This is a genomic window from Pseudomonas sp. Pc102 (genome assembly GCF_018408275.1).
Classification (GTDB): Bacteria; Pseudomonadota; Gammaproteobacteria; order Pseudomonadales; family Pseudomonadaceae; genus Metapseudomonas; species Metapseudomonas tohonis.
Genome location: NZ_AP021905.1, coordinates 2,172,912 through 2,190,762 on the forward strand (window position 1 = coordinate 2,172,912; position 17,851 = coordinate 2,190,762).

The 17,851-nt window shown below is 55.6% G+C and carries 13 protein-coding genes; 5 read left to right on the top strand and 8 right to left on the bottom strand.

All coding sequences use genetic code 11. The features are described from left to right. Positions 1 to 174: 174 nt before the first annotated feature. The 4 genes from PHLH3_RS10105 to PHLH3_RS10120 all read left to right on the top strand — a co-directional run bounded on the left by PHLH3_RS10105 (position 175) and on the right by PHLH3_RS10120 (position 6,273). Positions 175 to 1,464 carry an RES domain-containing protein gene (locus tag PHLH3_RS10105; RefSeq protein ID WP_213629078.1) on the top strand — a complete coding sequence of 430 codons (1,290 nt, stop codon included), beginning with the start codon at positions 175 to 177 and terminating at the stop codon, positions 1,462 to 1,464. A 236-nt stretch (positions 1,465 to 1,700) separates the two neighbouring features. Next, positions 1,701 to 2,384, top strand: a complete 684-nt coding sequence (locus tag PHLH3_RS10110; protein ID WP_213629079.1) for a hypothetical protein — start codon at positions 1,701 to 1,703, stop codon at positions 2,382 to 2,384. Next, complete coding sequence (locus tag PHLH3_RS10115; protein WP_213629080.1) at positions 2,371 to 4,317, top strand: hypothetical protein; 1,947 nt, start codon at positions 2,371 to 2,373, stop codon at positions 4,315 to 4,317. The genes PHLH3_RS10110 and PHLH3_RS10115 overlap by 14 nt, the downstream gene beginning before the upstream one ends. A 9-nt stretch (positions 4,318 to 4,326) precedes the next feature. Next, complete coding sequence (locus PHLH3_RS10120) at positions 4,327 to 6,273, top strand: hypothetical protein (protein ID WP_213629081.1); 1,947 nt, start codon at positions 4,327 to 4,329, stop codon at positions 6,271 to 6,273. Positions 6,274 to 6,496: 223 nt separating this feature from the next. On the opposite strand, the gene PHLH3_RS10125 is transcribed toward PHLH3_RS10120, so the two are convergent. The 5 genes from PHLH3_RS10125 to PHLH3_RS10145 form a co-directional block, all read right to left on the bottom strand. Continuing rightward, a complete protein-coding gene (locus PHLH3_RS10125; RefSeq protein ID WP_213629082.1) occupies positions 6,497 to 8,305 on the bottom strand; it encodes an AIPR family protein in 1,809 nt (602 codons plus the stop codon). Further along, positions 8,305 to 9,321, bottom strand: a complete 1,017-nt coding sequence (locus PHLH3_RS10130; protein WP_213629083.1) for a PD-(D/E)XK motif protein — start codon at positions 9,319 to 9,321, stop codon at positions 8,305 to 8,307. Before PHLH3_RS10130 ends, PHLH3_RS10125 begins: the two co-directional genes overlap by 1 nt. Then, the gene (locus tag PHLH3_RS10135; RefSeq protein ID WP_213629084.1) at positions 9,305 to 12,148 is read right to left on the bottom strand and encodes a Z1 domain-containing protein; all 2,844 of its coding nucleotides are present in this window, start codon (positions 12,146 to 12,148) and stop codon (positions 9,305 to 9,307) included. The genes PHLH3_RS10130 and PHLH3_RS10135 overlap by 17 nt, the downstream gene beginning before the upstream one ends. Before the next feature lie 141 nt (positions 12,149 to 12,289). Further along, positions 12,290 to 13,651 carry an ATP-binding protein gene (locus PHLH3_RS10140; protein ID WP_244863007.1) on the bottom strand — a complete coding sequence of 454 codons (1,362 nt, stop codon included), beginning with the start codon at positions 13,649 to 13,651 and terminating at the stop codon, positions 12,290 to 12,292. A 28-nt stretch (positions 13,652 to 13,679) separates the two neighbouring features. Continuing rightward, positions 13,680 to 15,278 carry a DNA cytosine methyltransferase gene (locus PHLH3_RS10145; protein WP_213629085.1) on the bottom strand — a complete coding sequence of 533 codons (1,599 nt, stop codon included), beginning with the start codon at positions 15,276 to 15,278 and terminating at the stop codon, positions 13,680 to 13,682. Positions 15,279 to 15,307: 29 nt separating this feature from the next. Here PHLH3_RS10145 and vsr point away from each other — a divergent pair, with 29 nt between their 5' ends. Then, positions 15,308 to 15,757 (top strand): DNA mismatch endonuclease Vsr, encoded by a 450-nt coding sequence (gene vsr, locus PHLH3_RS10150; protein ID WP_213629086.1) that lies wholly within the window; start codon positions 15,308 to 15,310, stop codon positions 15,755 to 15,757. Here the strand turns inward: vsr and PHLH3_RS10155 are convergent. From PHLH3_RS10155 to PHLH3_RS10165, 3 genes are all read right to left on the bottom strand, one after another. Next, complete coding sequence (locus PHLH3_RS10155) at positions 15,742 to 16,707, bottom strand: hypothetical protein (protein WP_213629087.1); 966 nt, start codon at positions 16,705 to 16,707, stop codon at positions 15,742 to 15,744. The two genes, vsr and PHLH3_RS10155, sit on opposite strands and share 16 nt — an antisense overlap. 194 nt (positions 16,708 to 16,901) lie before the next feature. Next, complete coding sequence (locus tag PHLH3_RS10160; protein WP_213629088.1) at positions 16,902 to 17,120, bottom strand: type II toxin-antitoxin system prevent-host-death family antitoxin; 219 nt, start codon at positions 17,118 to 17,120, stop codon at positions 16,902 to 16,904. A gap of 7 nt (positions 17,121 to 17,127) precedes the next feature. Continuing rightward, positions 17,128 to 17,631, bottom strand: coding sequence for a hypothetical protein (locus PHLH3_RS10165; RefSeq protein ID WP_213629089.1), 504 nt, complete (start codon positions 17,629 to 17,631; stop codon positions 17,128 to 17,130). Positions 17,632 to 17,851: the final 220 nt, after the last annotated feature.

A 17,851-nucleotide genomic window follows, 5' to 3' on the forward strand; every position in this document is an offset into this window, starting at 1 on the left:
GTGACTGGCTCTATTGAGCCGAAGTGGCCATTCGCTTTCCCAAGATCCCATTGAGTTACTCGGCCGCTAGTCGCTTGCCACTGGATATGCCATACAGGTCCATTGGCACGCGTTTCTTCACAAACGCATCCGCCCCCTGAGACGTTCAACAAATGCGAGGCTCAGCAAGTAGCTATGATTTGCGTTGATTGCATAAGGCCGGCTCCACTCAAGAAATTGGTCGACACACACGGCGCGGAGGGTGAATGCAAGTACTGCGGCCGTCTTGGGCATGCTATAGAGTCGAAGCAGCTGTTCAACTACGTTTACGAGCGCGTTGCGGAGAATGTTGCCAGCAAGGATGACCTGTCCCACTACGAGCTCGGCTTGCTATATCACTGTGGATCGGACTTCGTTGCCGTTTCGACTATCGATATCGTCCTCGCGGAGTGGTTTGAGCTCGGCAACGAACCTTACTTTGAGGATCTCTGCGGTGCCGTTCCACCTGAGTTCAAGGTGGATGACGCGGGGGACGAAACGCATTTTTATAGCGATGATGGCACGTTGGAGCAGAACATCTACGAGGACCGCTGGAAGAAGTTCATTGAGGATGTCCACTACAAACACCGCTACTTCAATGTCGGAGCCGACCAGTTCCTCCATTCCGTTTTTTCGGTGCTGGTGAGCGACGGCAACCAGCCAAAGCCGGAGGTAGTGCGGACCATCGCACATGGCGAGGTGCTCTACCGGGCACGCCATGCCCAGAACCAAAAGCAGGCGGAAGAAATCATCGGCAATCCTGCCGGTCAGTTCGGGCCCACGCCAAAGCATCTGGCCGGCAGCCAACGGATGACCCCGAGTGGCATCTCCGCCCTATATTGCGCATTGGAGCGAGAGACCTGCCTCAGCGAAATCCGCTCCATCACCGGCGACCATGTGGTCAGTGTCGCCCTAACACCTATCGGCGAGCTGCGACTTCTGGACCTCACTGCTCTGGACCGCTTAGAGCCACCGGCGCTCACGTTGCTAGACGAAGGGTTCCGCGAGTCACTACATCAGAAAGTGTTCCTAGGCTCGTTGGTCAAGAAGATGTCCCGGCCCAAGGTGCGCAACAACGAGTTGAGCTATTTGTCGACGCAGGTGGTCTTCGAGTATTTGCGGCTGCATTTCGGCAAGTACGTGGATGGCCTGGTGTTCCCCTCCGTCCAAACGGGCGAGGCAGGGACCAACGTGGTCATCTTCCCTGAAGCCAGCCGACTTTCCTACGTGCCTCCGGCCGATCCTGATTCGGTGGGCGGGCCTGCCCCAATCGCCGTACCACCGGAAAATCTATTTGGGCCGCCGGCCAAACTGGCCGTCGTGGCTGACTCCATCCGGTTCCACAAGGTCACTGCGATTGAAACTAAGGCCAAGGAGTACAAACATATTTACGGCCTGTTCATGAGTGACTTGAACCGTAAGCGCCTAGGCTCGGAATTTGAATAAGTGGGGTGATGGCGAAAGTTTTGGCTTCTGCTAGGAGAGAGCCCTATCCATAGGGGCCAGTTATGGACGTCCGCTCCGGCCAGAAGCAGCCACTTAGGTTGCGCTGCTTTCGACCCGCTCGCATTGTTTTGTCGGAAGGTCGCTCGTGCGCGGACGGAAACATCCCCATACCGGTCTTGTTAACGTACTGGCCACATGACAGGATCTAAAACTTGATCCTGTAGCGATTGCATAGCATGTCGAACGCCTCCGATACCGAAGAAGCCGCAGCCCCGTCAACGGGGTCGGTTTTTCGTGACGCCTTCCGCCTCCTATGCATTCTTTTAGAGGGGAGCTCACTCGCAACAGAGGGCGAAGGCGCCGAAGGATTTGATCGGGTTTTTCACGGCGAGAAGCGTGCTCAGGCGATCGTATTCTACGTTTGCTACCCCGACTACCTAGCGAATAGGCTGCTCGACCTACACGATGCTGGCCAGCCAGGGCTTCTTAGTACGGTCGAGAAGATCTTCGCCGAAGATGAGCCGAGCGTAAGGTTGGCAAAGATGATCCGCTGGCACCGCGGCGCCTACTTTGATCTTGATAACTCGCTCGGCGTGCTGAGCTTCTATGAGTTAATCCGCCCCGTTCAGAGGACGCTCCCCAATCTCGGTTCTCAGCATGACTACCTGCTCGGACCTAAGGCTGCAGCCTTCGTGCAAGACGCCGTAAAGTTGCAGCCTGCCCTCGCTTGGTATCTCGAGCGGGCGCGACTCGCAATGAAGGTTAGCGGTCTGAAGTCCGGTCACGCCCTCAAGGCCGAACAGTATAAGTTTGTGGAATATGAAGGAACGAAGCACAGCGGTGTGATTCCGTCGATCGCCGATCAGGTCAAGAAGCGCTTCGATAAGGCCAAAGTGGGGGACAGGGATGAGCGTCAGTAACACAATCAATTGGATTGACGAGATCGCCGCTAAATCGCGTGTCGAACGAGACGAAGTCACTAAGATCCTCCTCTCCCACGGTATAGAAGAGGACTCAACTCTTCCTCGAAAGCGCTCTCTCACCCTCAAACGGGTGCTGTTCCGCGGGATAAAGCACGGCGAAGAAGACCCATTTGAATTCCTGTGGGACGGCCTTGGCAACGGGATTTGGGGTCTTTTAACCGACGACAACGGCAAGGGTAAGTCCTCGATTCTTGGGCTGGTGCGCGGCGCTCTCCGTGGCGAGCTCCCAGGAAGTCGGCTCAAGCCAGATGTTTGGGGTTGGCTGAGCGAGTTCGAACTTGATTTCCTTATTGACGAGCACATTCACAGGATTTGCTTGATGAAACCTGCGGGTGCGACCGAGGCTGCAGCTGCTGTCGCCACTTTGTCGCGATTCGATAACGGTAGGGAGTTGGTGATTAAGCGAGGAATCCCCGACGACGCTTTTGGGAAGGCGGTCGACTCGCTGTTTATGGATGAGCTCGGCTTTTCCCGAGTGAGGGCGTACCGGGCTAGGCAAGGAGAAGCCGCGGAACATGGCTGGCCGGCCATGTGCGCTGCGCTTTTCATCACCGGACCAGGCGATACCCTTTTCGGCGATACCGCTCAAGACGCCATCCATCTACGCCTGATCCAACTCTTCATCGGCTTGCCCTGGATCACAACTTACACTTGCGCGTCTACCGGCCTGAAAGCGGTGTCAGCTCGCCTCGCGAAAGAGACAACTGGCAAGAGCGACCGGGTCGTGAGCCGTATCAGGGAGCTCGAGGATCAGATCCAAGAACTTGAGATCAAGCTTAAAGACGAACCCGACCTGACCAAACTTAGATCCGATTTGCCTAGTCTCGATCAGGAGCTGGTAGAGCTGCGCCAGATCGCTGAGGATGCGGGCGCCCTCGTGCTTAAGCGCAACGCCCTGTACGACGACGCGAAGATCGCTCGGGCGGAGGCTCGTCGAAGGCTATTGCAGGCGAAAGATGACGCCGAAGCGCGTGTTGTGTTCAAAAGGCTCAAGCCAACCTGCTGTCCCTCATGCGCTCGCGAATTTGAAAAAAATAGGTTCGCGGCGACTGAAGCACCAGCGTGTGGGCTTTGCGGAAAGGAAGAGGATGAGGTCGGTTCGACAGAAGAATTGATCACAGAGTTAGAAGCGGAGGCTGCCGATACCCTGGAGTCTCAGAAAACGGCTGAAAAAGCTGTGGACGAGGCCAAGATCGCTTGGGAGAAGGCTTCCGCTGCCGTCACTGCCGCCAGTCAACGGATCTCAAAGGTTCAGGCCGAGCTTCGCAAGGGCAGTGCTGCAGAGGAAATCAGGCTGGACATTGCAAAGCTGAAGGCGCGAATCGAAGAACTGGAGCTTGCGACTGGGCCGTCGGTCGATGTCGACCTCATCCGTCGAGAGGAGGCCGTTCTAAAGGCCGCCGAGAAGGTAACAAAGTCGCTCTTTGAAGATCTTCAGACTGAGATCCTCACGGAAGTTTCGGGCGCACTAATGAAATTCTCAGAGGCGTTCGGGGTTCGGAACCTGCAGAGCATGACCCTCAATGGTGCCGGCCATCTCAAGATTGAGCAGGGCGGGCAGATCACTTCCTTCACAAAGCTCAACGCAGGCGAGAATCTTCGCGTTAGGATTGCGGCGGCGCTCGCGGTTCTCGAGGTCGCCGAACGGCGTGGCCACGGGCGGCATCCCGGGTTAATAGTCCTCGATTCCCCTGCGGCGCAGGAGATGTCACACCAAGACTTCGCCGCCTTGGTCGAGAGCGTTGTTACTGCCGTCGATGAATTCCCTAATGTTCAGATAGTGGTCGGTGCCGTCAATAGGCAGGAACTGATCAGCCGCGTGCCTCGCGAACGGCGTCGCCATGCTGAGGGTGCCAATCCCTTGTTCTAAGGTATGCCGATGGATGACTTGACCGATCGCCTGATAGAGTCGGCCGGCGATGGTCGCCCGATCACGCTAAAGGGCCGAACCGATTTAGAGATCGAGTGCGTGATCAACACGCTGGCTGACCATCCGTTCGGACCAGACGTGTTCGTGGGGCTGTGCAGATCGGGCGAGCCGCGTGACGCCGCGTTGGCACTGAAGATCGTCGAGCGCACCTCCAGTCCCGCTGTAATGGGGGAGATCGTGCGTGAGGTCGTCTCCGGCCTACCGCTACCAGCTGCACTCATCGACGCTCTGCACGGTGCGATGATCGACCGCTCAGTCGATCACGCCGGGCATTGGGGCTTGAGGAGCCAGGCGCTGTTGGGAGCTTGGCTTCTAGCGCGGTCTAAAACGAGTCTCGGGTACAAGCTGGTAGCCAGCCTTTTGGAAACGGCGTCTGACGACGATGTCCAGTACCTTAGGCATGTCGCCAAAATCACCGGCCTCGTGAATGCACATCTTGCGGTTCCTGATCTCCAAGCAAAGCTAGTGAATCTTGTCGAGATCGCTGCATGCCGCGACGAGGCGGCCATGGAGCTTGGTCTAATCGAACTCAAGAGAGGCTTGGAGGACCGACAACGCGGGACGGCCCTTGAAGCCTTTACGAAGGCCAGAGATCTGTTCGCTATGGCCAGCGCTACCTCTGAAAGGCGTGCGGATGCGGAACTCTATCGCCGTAGCTTGACTATGCTCCTAGAGTTCCAAAACGGTCGCCGATCGGTTCCGGTAGCCGATGAGGTAAGTGCGATCACACAAGCTGCGTTCGAATATTCAATACACGCGATCCCGAACGATCCGCGTCTCGTGAACACTTGGCTTACAGACCGCGCCGGAGAAGCAATAGCTTGGGCCACGCTCGCGCTCAGACTTGAACGGCTGGAGGAGAGCCTTGGTGAGGCTGTGTGGCTCGAGGCGGCGATGGTCATCGAGCGACAACTGCTTGTCTGCTACTCGGCCAGTCGCTCAACCTTGAAGCGTACCTCCGACGGAGGTCTAGAGGCTATTCTCCGGCCGGCAATCTCAGATGCGGTCCAGCGGGAGCACACAAGGCTTCAGATTCTTGAGCTCTGGATCGACAAGTATTCAGACAGCGACATGATCGTGGACGCACGGATGCTCCGGAAGGAGGCGTTGGCGGCTAGGGAGGCCAGCATCTTACGAAACTCTACCGAGGAGGCGTCTACTGACCGAGTCGCCGCCTTGCTGGGCTTGGGCCTCGTTACGCATGCGGGCAAGTCTTTAGCACTTGAGGAGGTCGCGGCTGGAGTTGTGCAGGTAATCCTCACTTCAACACCACTCGTGGTGAGGCAGAAGCTTGAGGAGCTGGTCGCGGCGCTTCGGGCTAACTACGACTACGCCAACAACCCCGAGGCGCGGGCACTATTCAACAGCGTTCTAATTAGGACTTTGGCTTGGCAGTACGAACTCGAGAACATCGAACCGGGCAAGCGTTTGCTTTCGGACTACCTGTTCAATCCCAACGCCAGCGAGGCGGATCTACAACAGGATTATTTGGCCACGGTTCAAGCAGGTACAGGCGGAGGTGGAGTGAGGTCAGAAGCTCGGGCGATAGGACATGGCCGAGCCGATGTGGCCTTTGACATGGGCCTCGTGACGATCGTTGCAGAGCTCAAGAAGACTAACCACAACCGCACTCTGGAGGAACTGCTCGACGATCATGGCCTCCAGGCGACCGCATACCAACGATCCAACGTCCGACTGGGCTTGCTAGTCGTTTTAGACCTTGTGGATCGCGGCGGCACCGGGGAGCACTTCTCCGCATCATCGAAACTCCTTGAGAAAACCCCTCCGGGGACAACGACATCATACTCCGTAGCGGTATTCAGAATTCAAGGGCGCAAGACCACACCGTCTGCTATCAAGAAATCCCCAAAGCGCAAGCACTGGGCACAGACATAAAAGCGTTAAATCCAGCACGACGGCGCAGATGGCGAGACTAAGGCCATATAAGTCACGTACATCGTTCGCCACAGACAATAAGGCCAAGCCAACAGCTTGAATGCTCAGCCAAGTGCGAATGCCCACTTCGGGTCTGAAAAAGCCCGACCTTAGTGGCTGCTCCTGGCCGACGTCTGATGCGATTGGCTCGAACCGGCCACTTCTAGCCGTGTCCTAATAACGTTTAGGATAGTTCAGTGATACCGCCCAGCTCAGAAGAGTAGGAAGTGTCTCTTACTCTCCACCAGCATTCGATTTTCTTGGCCCACTCGGAGATCATTTTCCCGCCAGCCCCACGATGAAGCGCGTCATTGACCTCTTCTGCCCATATCGCAATCTGCCGATGTAGCTGGGGAGAGATCGATTGTTCCTGCCAGATGCGGTTCAGATTGAGGGTCGCTCCCAGCTTGAGCGCTAGAATCGAAACTGTGTAGGACGTGATGTTGGCTTGGAATGCCGGGAACATGGGGCGGATGATCTTGTGAGCAGACTTGAACAGGATCGCCTTCGCAATCATCTGTTTGTACTGCTCCTGATCCGGTATCACGTTCTCACCAGCACTTTCCCTTTCCATCAGCTCATCCATGAATGCCTGGAAGTTTTTCTGACTGCCGAGGCTGACGATATGGGGCTTCTGATCCCAGGCAAACAGGAATTTGGCTAGGTCGGGCTTGGTAAGTTTGCGGTAAGGGGGGATTGTCGCCTGGAGTTTTTTCTTCTGTGCAGGGGTAGTTGCTTCCTTCTCCAGCATCACCTTGTAGCTGCCAGCTGAACGCTCGTAGAACCAGCGTCCAACGCCATCGGGGCAGTAAGTGCGCATGGACAGTTTTTCCAACTCTCGATGGAAGGGCTTGTTGGCGGACAGGTCGGACTGTTTGACAACGTTCTGGCTGTTTGCATACCGCGAAATATTGGCAATCAGCTCCTCATCATCAGCCTGCCCGGAGCGGAGCACGATGATCTTGGCCGGAACTCGGACACTGGAAAGATCAATGTCCGGGTGCTTTTTCTTGGCGAAGTAGATGGATGCAGTAGTCTGACCGCCATTTACAATCTGCATGCCCTGGAGCCAGAGAATGCCTGTCGAACCATCTGCCGCGGTGTCGAGCTTGGCTTGGTCGGCAACAACGACGATGCCGTTGTTATAGGCCATGAAACGGTCGGGGTGGTCGCGCAGGCTGTCACGGATTCCCTTGTTGACCCCCTTGCTGCTAACTCCCAGAAAGGAGCGCACGTTTGCCTCAAGGATGCGGGGACCATACTTCTCGTAAAGGAATCGCAGGGCTTCGCCTGGTACGGCTGTCAGGGCATAGTCATACTCATCGTCACCGGATCCAGGAACCCACACGCTAGGCAGGGCAGTCCCGCAGATGTCCCTGAAGTTTACTACCAGTTCATCCCGCGGACGCCCCTGCTGCCAGTGGTTGAAGAGGCGTTGAATGTCCATGATCTCTAGGCGGACCTGCTTGCCCTCGACCTCCTGCGGTGCATAGTTTCTCGTTTTGGCTACGGCATCCGTGATGACGAAAATACGGATGCTATCCAGCGTCTTGAAGATGCGCTCGACTTCGGTAACAAGGGCATAGGCATCGTTGGTTTCATCGAGCTTGCCGGATAGCTGGCCTGTTGCGCAGAACTTCAGAAACTGCAGCCCTTCCTTGGCAGCCTTTCCTGCTTCGGAGTCCGGAAGCGGCTCTAGCTCATCCACTCCCTTGTAGAGACTGACAAAAAGATCGAGGCGGTCTGGGTTGCCAGAGTCATCAATAGTGTCAGATACGGAGTAGCCGCTGATTTTTACCTTGTACGTACCTACCTTCGCTTCGTAATGGCAGACAGTTGGTTCAAAGGTGATTCCCTCGTCTGCCATGTGTGTCATGACATGCTCGGTGAAAACGGCCTCAGGAGGAATGGGGGCCTCCCCTGGGCCAATATCCTTTTCAACTTCATCGCGGATCGCGGCCTGCGTTTCACGCAGAAAGTCGACGAGCTCCATCAAACGACTCCTAACTGTTCGAGTACATCACCCATTGAGTGGTTGTTTGCCGTAACTAGAGAAAGGTCCAGCTCATATGCGGCATGGCGAATTGCCGAAGAAACGTTGAAGAGGGTTAGCCTGGGAAACTCCCCGTCCACAAGATGCAACCTTGTGTCGGTCAGCAGGAATCGACGTGTATAGACTGCCGCGTGCATGTCCAGATATCCGGCCTTATGGAGAGCCAGCTCGAAAAGGCGCATTGCGGCGGGGTCGGCGTCAAGGCGCTGCCGAGTTGTATCAACGAGCTCAGTGAGCGTTTTACCCGCCTCCTGAGCGCTGAATCGAAGCCCGGCCAGAAAGAGAGGCGGGCAGTTGGTGTCATCCAACTGCTCAAGTGAGCCAATCCGAACAGGGAAGCCGTCCGGAATCATTGTCGACTTAATTTCCACGCTTCCAAGGCCGATCTGGAAGTCGTGCAATCCGTCATGCGGACCTTTCCATGCATCCACTGCCGTAAACTGAAGGATTCCCGCATCCAGCAGAAGATTCAGAAATCGCAGCTCCCCGACCAGCCCCAGCTCCTTCTCTGGGCCTAGGCCTTCTCGTCCCTGACGCATGAACTCCTGCCACCCCCGTACCCGCCCGAGGAAGCGCTGATAGAGCGTTTCCTCGGGAGAATCGCTGAATGACTGGAGTAGGTGCACGATATCGGAGACTACCTTGGCAAACAGTTCAAGACTGCCTGCGGGCTGACGAACAATAGCGAGCCAATTGTGGTTGCCGCCAGTTTCTCCGAGTGTGGCTCGCTCCATACGGAAGCCCTGCCCTTGGGGAAGCTGCGTCGCCGGTGCGATTTTTGTAGTCGCAAATCCGACTAGAACCGCCTCCTCGTTACCTGGTGAGTGTCGGGCGGCCTTGATTCGGCAGGAGCCCGTCTGCTGAACCAGATCTATTGCACGCCAGCCGGGAGTGGCGGCGTTGCCAGGTAGTGCTCTCCAGACTCCCAGAATTTCGAGGTCACTCACTTGAGCCATACTGCTGCTCCCAAAGCACATTAGTGACTAGATAGGGCACGGATTTGCCGGCATTGCTGGAAGGGAAGCTGATGGCAAATGCCACGACAGGTGTAGTTACACCGGTGACGTTTGAGTCCTCGGGATCCAGTAATGAAATGATCAGGAGCCCTTTATCCGGTCGAGGTTCTATCCCATCTGCGCCTAGGCCTTTTACATGCCTGATTGCAGGGCCGTTGGGGGTCTCGGGGGGCTCTTTGCGTCTGGATCGTCCCGGATCCTTCACCCAGGCCCGTTTGGTTAACTCAAGCGCTGCGTTCCATCCGGCCTCATCAAGATCCATGGCCTCGTCTTGGGGGGATAAAAGTCTACCTATGGAGTATTTGCCCTCTCCTTCGGTTGCCTTGTCCTGTCGCTGCATCATTCTGACTGGGCTGCCTACGATATCGACTGTCCTCTTTGTCCCTCCGCCGATAACAGCCACCGTCCAAGATGTAAGTTCCCCGGAAAAACTCATTTCTTCAATGAAGTCTGCCAGAAGATCACTTTTTACCTTTCTAGAGTCGGGATGGGTCTGATAACCACGTAGGAAGCGGGTAACCGATTGCGCTGTTGCGTCGGTCCACTGAATCCCGCTCCAGCTGTCCTTCTTGCCATTGCGCTGCTGCGGGGGGATTGAGGAGGGACTTCCAAGCTCATCGGCAAGGGCCATGAGAGTAGACAGATTCTTTTCCAGCACACCCTTGTCGGTGTAAAAGCTGACAGTCTCGACGACATCGCCACTGAAAGAGAGATACAGGGTTTTGGCCGTACGCATCTTCAGTGGCGAAGTGACCATAAGTACTGGGTGAGAGCGCACCTTGAGGCCATATTCTCTGGGCGTCAGTCTACTCTCCATCATGAAGTCGAACTCAGCCCGTAACTCCTCGGCGGCGTCGGCAATATGTTCGAACCACTCAACCAGATCATTGGTCGTGTAAAGGCGGCACAAATCGAGGTAGCCGGGCCGGTAGCCAAACCAGCGCCCCATCTGCATCAGTGTGTCGTACATCTTGGATGCGCGCAGGAAGTAGCTGGTGCAGAGCCCTTCGAGGGTCAGCCCCCGGGCAAGCTTGTCGCCTCCGATAGCAATGACTTTCAGTCCCGTTGCGCTGTCGGCATAGTCAAGAAGATCCGTGGCCTTGCCATTGATCATGCGCACATCTATTTCATCAAGCACATCCAGCAGCACGGCCTCGATGTTCTGCCAAGAGGTAGCAGGGTGGCGGGACTCTTCTTCAATCTGGGCTTCGATCTCGAGGCTGGTGCTGACGAAGTCTCTTTCCCAGAGGCTCCTCAATTCGGCCAGTGCGCTCAGATGGTCGGTGCGTCTCCGGAATCGCTGCTTCAGGCCGTGAACATAGCCCAGAACCTGGCGGTGAACATGCTGCTGAACCTGGTTGAATCTGGTTACGTGGATCAGCATTGAGCTGTGCTGGGAGCCCTGTCCGCGGAGGCCTCTGATCGCGCATGAAAGAATGAATGCGTGTATGGCTTCGGTCAGCGAGGCAGGCATTGCGTCCTGGCCTTCGAGAAGTGGGACATGACTGCTTTTGTGGCTGACTGGCATCCAGCCACTCTTGCCGTCTTGGGAGCACTGATCCTTAACTATTCGGACCAGGTTCAGTGCGCCTGTGCGCCCGCTCTCACCAGCTAGCCCGAATACCCTCGACGGCCCCACATAGCTGGACGGCGCCGAGAGATTGGTGATGAAGGCGGAGGGGAATAGATCCGGCCCCTCATTGGCGGTTTCACCATGCTCGTGAATGTAGATGTTGGCGAAGGGGGTAGCGGTATAGCCGACATACGCCTTTCTTGAGAACGCGTGGAGGATCTGACGGATCAGGCTGTTGATGGCCGTGGGTTCATGATCCAGATCGGGGTTGCCGTCTTCGTCGACAACCTTCTCGCCAGTGTCGACAGATGCGTGATCGGCCTCGTCATCAATTATCAGCAACGGCAGATGTGTAACGAGCGGGCGACCGCTTTCCGGATCCTTGGTTTCGGCTACATGGGATTGGATCCAGGTCAGCAGTCGTGTCAGAACCGTTTTGTTCTTCTTGACGACAAACAGCCACGGGCGCTGCTCGGGCGAGACACCCAGATTCTTGGCAAACTTGGTGTTGAAGTCGCCGGTTTCCGTTCTGTTGGTCACATACTGGGGCCGGAGTGCCGGCGAGGGGTCGATTTTGCCGACTCCAATGAGCTTGTTTCCACTGCCTTCGATGGCGCTTGTTTCGTAGCCCAGAAACCCCTCGTCCAGACGCATCTGGGTCTGTGCTCGCAGGTTGTTGTGCAGCCCCGCAAGCACGATGATGATCTTGTATCCGGCATCCGCTGCCTTGCAGATCAGGCCAGTGTAGTTGCCAGTCTTACCTGATTGTACGTGGCCAACTACCATCCCTCGTCGATCCCAGGCGCCATCTCGCTTCGGGTCCTCAAGCATCGACAGAACGTTGTCTGTGGTTTTGTCCAGAGCCTCCATCGCACTCAGGGGTAGTTTCAGCTCCTGCCATTCGCGGTAGCGTTGCCAGTATCGCCAGTCCTTCTTGCGCTCGCTTGTGAGCCATGGCTCATGGCCGTTCAGGTCTACCAATGAAGAGTCATCACCTACCCATACGCTGAAGCGTCTGATCAGCTCCTCAGTAACGGACTCCCTATCCAGGTCCTCGCCCTTACCCGGCATGATCTTCAGCACCATGTCGATCTTCTGCGAAATGAGCTGAGGGGTGATAGCCGACTTGTCCTTTTCGTCAGCCAGCATTTCCTGAACGAACTTGACCACACTCCATTTATTTTCATCAGACATGAGGCGTCACTCCTTAAAGACTGTCTGGCAAAGCGCTAATGAGGGCAGGGTACGCGTGGAACGGCTCCATGTTCTTCAGCTGCTCCTTTGCGGCGGCGGCGGAATAGCCTTTTCTTTCGATCATGCTGCGATACATCACCATCATGATCTCGCTGACCTCTTGCGGCGGTGTCCTGTCAAATCCCGTGCAGGGGTATCCTTGTTCTCGGCCGTATCTATCCAGATTCGCTGAACAGGAACCGTCTCCTCGATCACGCGAAGCATGGCCTTGAGTTGTGGAAGAAGGCTGCCAGCATCATCCAGAACCGCTCTAATCGCCGGGTGCTCCGTGTCGATCCGATATCGCATGCCGTCCGATAGTCTTTCCACCTTCCAAGCCTCCGCAATATGCCGGTTGCCCAGCATCGTCGGCTTGCCTCGGTGGGCAAAGGCTCGTCTAGCTCGGCCGCGAGTCTCTTCGGCAAGCCTTGTCAGCCAGTCCCGTAGATACACTGGTGGCCGGGCAGTTGATTTCCTGATGTCGATCTTCCAGTCCGCATCTGCGGAGTTGGGGATGTCGAGACGAATTCGGGCAAGGCGATGAGCTTCATCCTTAGTCCATGAGCGGCCTGTGCCAAGTCCTAGCCAGCTGCCTGCCACCAGCAGTCTTTCGTTTCGATAGATGTAGAAGCCCTGCTGTGCGGTCCAGCCTTCCGGGCCGGCCAGGCGCTCGAAGTCTGCGGGGGAGAGCATGTCCTTGTGCGGCAGAACGTGGCACTCGGCCTCGATATCCTTGCGGCTGGGGTGTTTGAATACCGGAGGGTTATATGGCTTTCCGGGATGATCCGTCATGAAGGGGTCCCAGGGTTTGATCGGCTGGCCATTCAACAGAATTCGCAGTCGAGGCCTGGTACCTTCCAAGTATCTGTGAAACACCATTCCCAGGTGCTGTTCGACTTTGTCGACCAGATTGAGAAAGTCCTGCACTGTTGTCCCAGGCGTGACGATGCGATCCAGCTCTTCCCAGAGAACCAAGGTGCCCGTTGCGCTGGTGAGGCGTTCCAGAAATCCTTCCGAACCGGGATGGGGGCCCTCCAGCAAATGCCAGCCGTCGTCGGCACTGCTTGCCAGAAAGTCGAGATCCCAGCGGAGAGTCTGTAGGCCATCGGGGCCACGTGTGGCAACGGTCATCCTTCGGCACTGGGAAAAGGACGCAGTCTTTAGGCCGAGACCGAAACGGCCCAGATCGCCTGCCGATCTCTCCTCGAGAGGACTCCGATCGCCTAGGCGCATGGCCCGATCGAGTCCGTCTGCGGTCATCCCCGAACCGTTGTCTAGGCAAAGCACACGGCTTTCCTGCTCAGCCCAGATGAATTCGATGCGCACTTCGTTCGCGCCGGCAGCAATGCTGTTGTCGATGATGTCTGCCAGAGCTGTCTGGGTGTTGTATCCCAGCCCACGCAGTGCTTCGACCATGGCGCTGGCCTTGGGGGGAGCACTGCGGCTTTTGAAGGAGGATTGCATGGCTGGACTCCCTGTCTGCACAGCTCTTCTATCGAGCTGCCTTTCCTATGTTGATGATACGGGCGACCACGCCGGCGATTTGATTTGCCAGAAGCGGGGGAACCGCGTTGCCAACCTGGTGGAACTGTTGGGTTCGGTTCCCCAGAAAGAAATAGTTGTCCGGGAAGGTCTGTAGCCGGGCTGCTTCGCGAACGGTCAGGCTGCGGCACTGCCTTGGGTCGTAGTGAATGAAATAGTGACCGTCCTTTGCAATGTGGCTGGTGATCGTCGTGGACGGAATCCCCCTGCGCTGAACGCGGAAACGATCGCTGAACTTGCCGGTTTTCCAGTTCTTGTGGTCCGGTTCCAGCCCCGGGAGATTGAAGTCGTGGTGGCCTTTGGGAGAGTCTTCATAAAGCTCGGCATACTCAGCCGCGTAGACGTATCTGCGCAGGTCGGACTCCATGTGTCCGCGAGCCTCGTGGTTTAGCCAGTATCTGAGCCGATCATCAAGGAGCCAGCCATCCAGATGTGTGCCTGTCAGCCCATCCCATTCGCTCTTGCGGTGAACGCGGAGTGCACCATTGCTCATCCCCTCGCCCGAGAATGTGCTGGCAAGTATTTCTAGGCGCTTTGCGAGTGTGAGTCTGCGGGGGACATCAGTCAGCTTGCTGCACTCGTGACTCAGCATCTCTAGGTTCTGGCGAATTAACTCTGCCCATGCCTCTGGAGAGTCCTTCATTCGTGTGAGTGTGCTTCGCAGAGGTGGGAGGCGGCCAATTACCTGGTCGATTGAGGGCCCAGTCGAGGGGGCAAGTTTGTGGTCGCCCAAGGCGCCGAAATATTCCTCCGAAACCCCGAGGAGAATAACCCGGTGTCTTGCCTGCGGGATCCCGTAGTTCTCTGCTCGGATGATGTAGTTTGCCGGATCGATGCTATCCGGAGACGCACCATCCTCGAAAATGTCGTCTGCCACGAGCGAGCAGATTCTGTACTTGGGGCCGTTGCCGTTTTCTCCGAATGCCGCATCCGGATCTGAAAGATCCTGCAGGATCTTCGGGAACATCTGCTCGCCAGCGACACGTGACGAGAGGATGCCTTTGACGTTTTCCATTACGAAGACAGCGGGGCGCTTCTTCTGGATGATGCGCAGGTACTCTCGGTACAGGAAATGGCGATGGTCGTCCTCTGCCCTGTAGTTTTGCTTGCCGCGATTTCTCGCCCGGCCAACGATAGAGTAAGCCTGGCAGGGTGGGCCACCGATCAGAACCCATGGCTTGGTCTCGTCCAAGCGGGACTTGAGAATGCGATCGAGACGTTCGTTGCCCTCTGCGGTACCCAGTTCGAGCTGTTGCGCCTCTTGTTCGGCGTGCCTCCAAGCATCCCGAGTTCTGCTGGTGTATGGGGGAGCGGCATCAGCGGTTTCGCAGAAACTGTAGTATTCCTCTAGATCTTCAGGCTGGTTGCGCTTGAGAAGCCTGTAAAAGGCCCTCAGTTGAAGAGTGGAATGTGCAGACTTTTCCATTTCGGCTGAGACTTTGATTTCAAAGGCCTCGCCCTGGCTGTCCCTATAGGATGAAAAGCCTTCTCCAAGGCCACCTGGACCTGCAAAGAGATCTACTACCTGAATGGGGTGGGTACGACTCATGAATCCACGCTGTATCGAAACGGTTCAAGATGGACATCGTTGAGCCTGCCCGAAGATCCCGAATGATGTCGGGCATCAGGGGGAAGGACACGAAACCTGAGATGCTGGTGCGCAGGTTTTTGCATGCCCACGGCTATCGTTACCGGCTGCATCGCAAGGATTTGCCGGGAAAACCAGACATTGTACTGTCTCGGCTGAGGGTCTGTATCTTCGTACATGGGTGCTTCTGGCATCGCCATCCGGGGTGCCGATTTGCTGTGCTTCCCAAAACTCGAACAGAGTTCTGGGAAGCCAAATTCTTGGGGAATGTGGCAAGGGACGAACAAGCGATTAAGTCTCTGAATGAATCTGGTTGGAGGACGATTGTCGTATGGGAATGCCAGCTTCGCGGGTCATCGACTGTCCTGCATGAGCTGCTTGTGGAGCTGCAAAAGCTTGCCTCGAGTCTCCAAGGTCGCCTAGATCACCCCACCTTATGATTCTCGTTGAGAGCAGACAGTACGGGCTCGACCCATGGGTGGCATTCCCATCCACCAGAGTCCGTTTTCTTAAGGTAGTGTCCGAGAGAACCCAGCAAAAGGCGACGAATTTCCGTCATGGGATATCCGAGCACTGCCTCCGCATGTACGGCCCTGTCGCCCGGATTGTCAGAAAAATATCTCAGAAGATCGAGGGCAATCATGCCCAGCTGCGAGGTTCGCTCGATCAGCGCACTCTCGTTCAGGAGCGGGGGGGCTATCGGACTTATGAAGGTCTCTAGTTCACTGGTCAGATCTTCAAGTGCTGGGATGGGCGCGCCTGACTCTCTTGCGCGGTAGGAACCGATGCTTTCCTGCAGATTGGTAGCGGCAGCCCTGAGTGAACTGTCGTCCACATCCGGCATTTCTGTATCATCTAAAGAGGCGGACCACTCCCAATCCATATCTACTCCGGATAGGTGCGCTGATTCCGGGGGCAGCTCGGCCACAGAGGAGGGGGTGATACCGGCGCTGTCTTGAGTCCTTCCCGCCCGTTCCCGGAACAGCAGCTGCATCTGCACAAGTCGAAACAGCCGGTGAGCGTTGCGATGCTCTCTGAGAAATTCCACCAGCAGCTCGCGGGATTGCTGTTCGAATCTCAGCGCCACCAGAGAGGCTACAGCCTTGGTTACACCAAGCGGTAGGCTTCCCCTAAAGCAGTCCTGCAGCAGTTTCTCGCAGGAATCTGTTTGATCAGGAAGCACTGGCGGTAAAAGATTCTGGATGAGAACGGCCCACTCTGCGGAGCTACATTCCTGGTTGGCAGGCCTATCTAGCTGGATGCAACCATCGACAACAGGCCAATATTGCTCGCGATATTTGACCGCAGGCATGCCTTCGTCGAGCTTGGTTGAGCAGACGATCCGGTCAATCTCTCGACCGTCGGACATTACTCGAATGATTTCTTCCATCGCCTGATCCGTGCTGCTCAGCTCCATACCTTGGGCCGCCATAGAGGCCTTGTGCCATATGATGCCCTCAAGATGGTCGGTATCCAAGTGTGAAGTGGGTCACGAGGGGGCTGAGCCTTTGCGCCTGAAAATCAGGCTTGGGCCATCCGGGATGATTTGGCCTTTTGAGGTTCTACCTCAGCCGGAGTGCTGCGTTACTGATCTTGGTCATTCTTTCCATAGAACATCTCTTCAATCTCATCGGCGAAAGGCGTCTTTATGTCATCGGGGACAGGGGGCATGCCGGCTAGCACGGGAATGGCTCTGAACACAGGAGTACCATTTATGGTTATGAGCACGCTCTCGCCCTGTTCAGTGACTTTTATTATCTCACTCAGTTGAGGTGCTGCCTCTATTATTTCTATGGTTTTCATCTTGTTCTCATGGTTTTCGTTTTTGGAAGAATTCGTGGAAGTATTCTCTTGCAACAGCCTCTTTTATAAGAGCCATGCCGAACCAGCGGTAGCTCCATAACAATAACTCTCTCAGATCATTTATGACATATGGTCTGGTGATTTTCTCTGGTAGTTCTCCTAGGAAAATGTCTGTGCTTACGGTGGCTGGTATCAGCATGTCACGACCATCCTCATCTTTTCCTATCCATGTGGTTTTGTAGGAGAAAGTGTGGTCTGGATAGGCTTTAAACATGCAATACTTCGTGTCTGGGCTCGGGATTTGTGCCTGGCATATTCTTTTGTGTATTTCAACTGATTTATTTATAAGTTCCTTGGGTTTGATATTTATTTCGATAAGAAACTCTCTGAAGTCTGAAAAGCCGATGAGCTTGGCTTTATGATCTAGCAGTTCTTCAGGGGTTGTGGTGATGTTTTCCTGCTTGATAAGCATATTTTTCAGGGTTGTGATTAAAACTTCTCTATCGCTCATGTGCGCGCTCTCGGTATTGTTGATTTCTTCAGCTTGAAAGACGAGAGGGGCGCTGTAAAGGCTGGCGTGGGAGGATAACTAACTATTTGGTTATTGCTGTAACTAATTTGTTGGTTATTATGCGTGCTGTAACTTGCTGTAACTCTTGGGGGTGTTGTAATGCATGGCTTGTTTTGATGGTGCTGTGTCGAGAAAATCATATTCGGCGTAGTCCGACAAG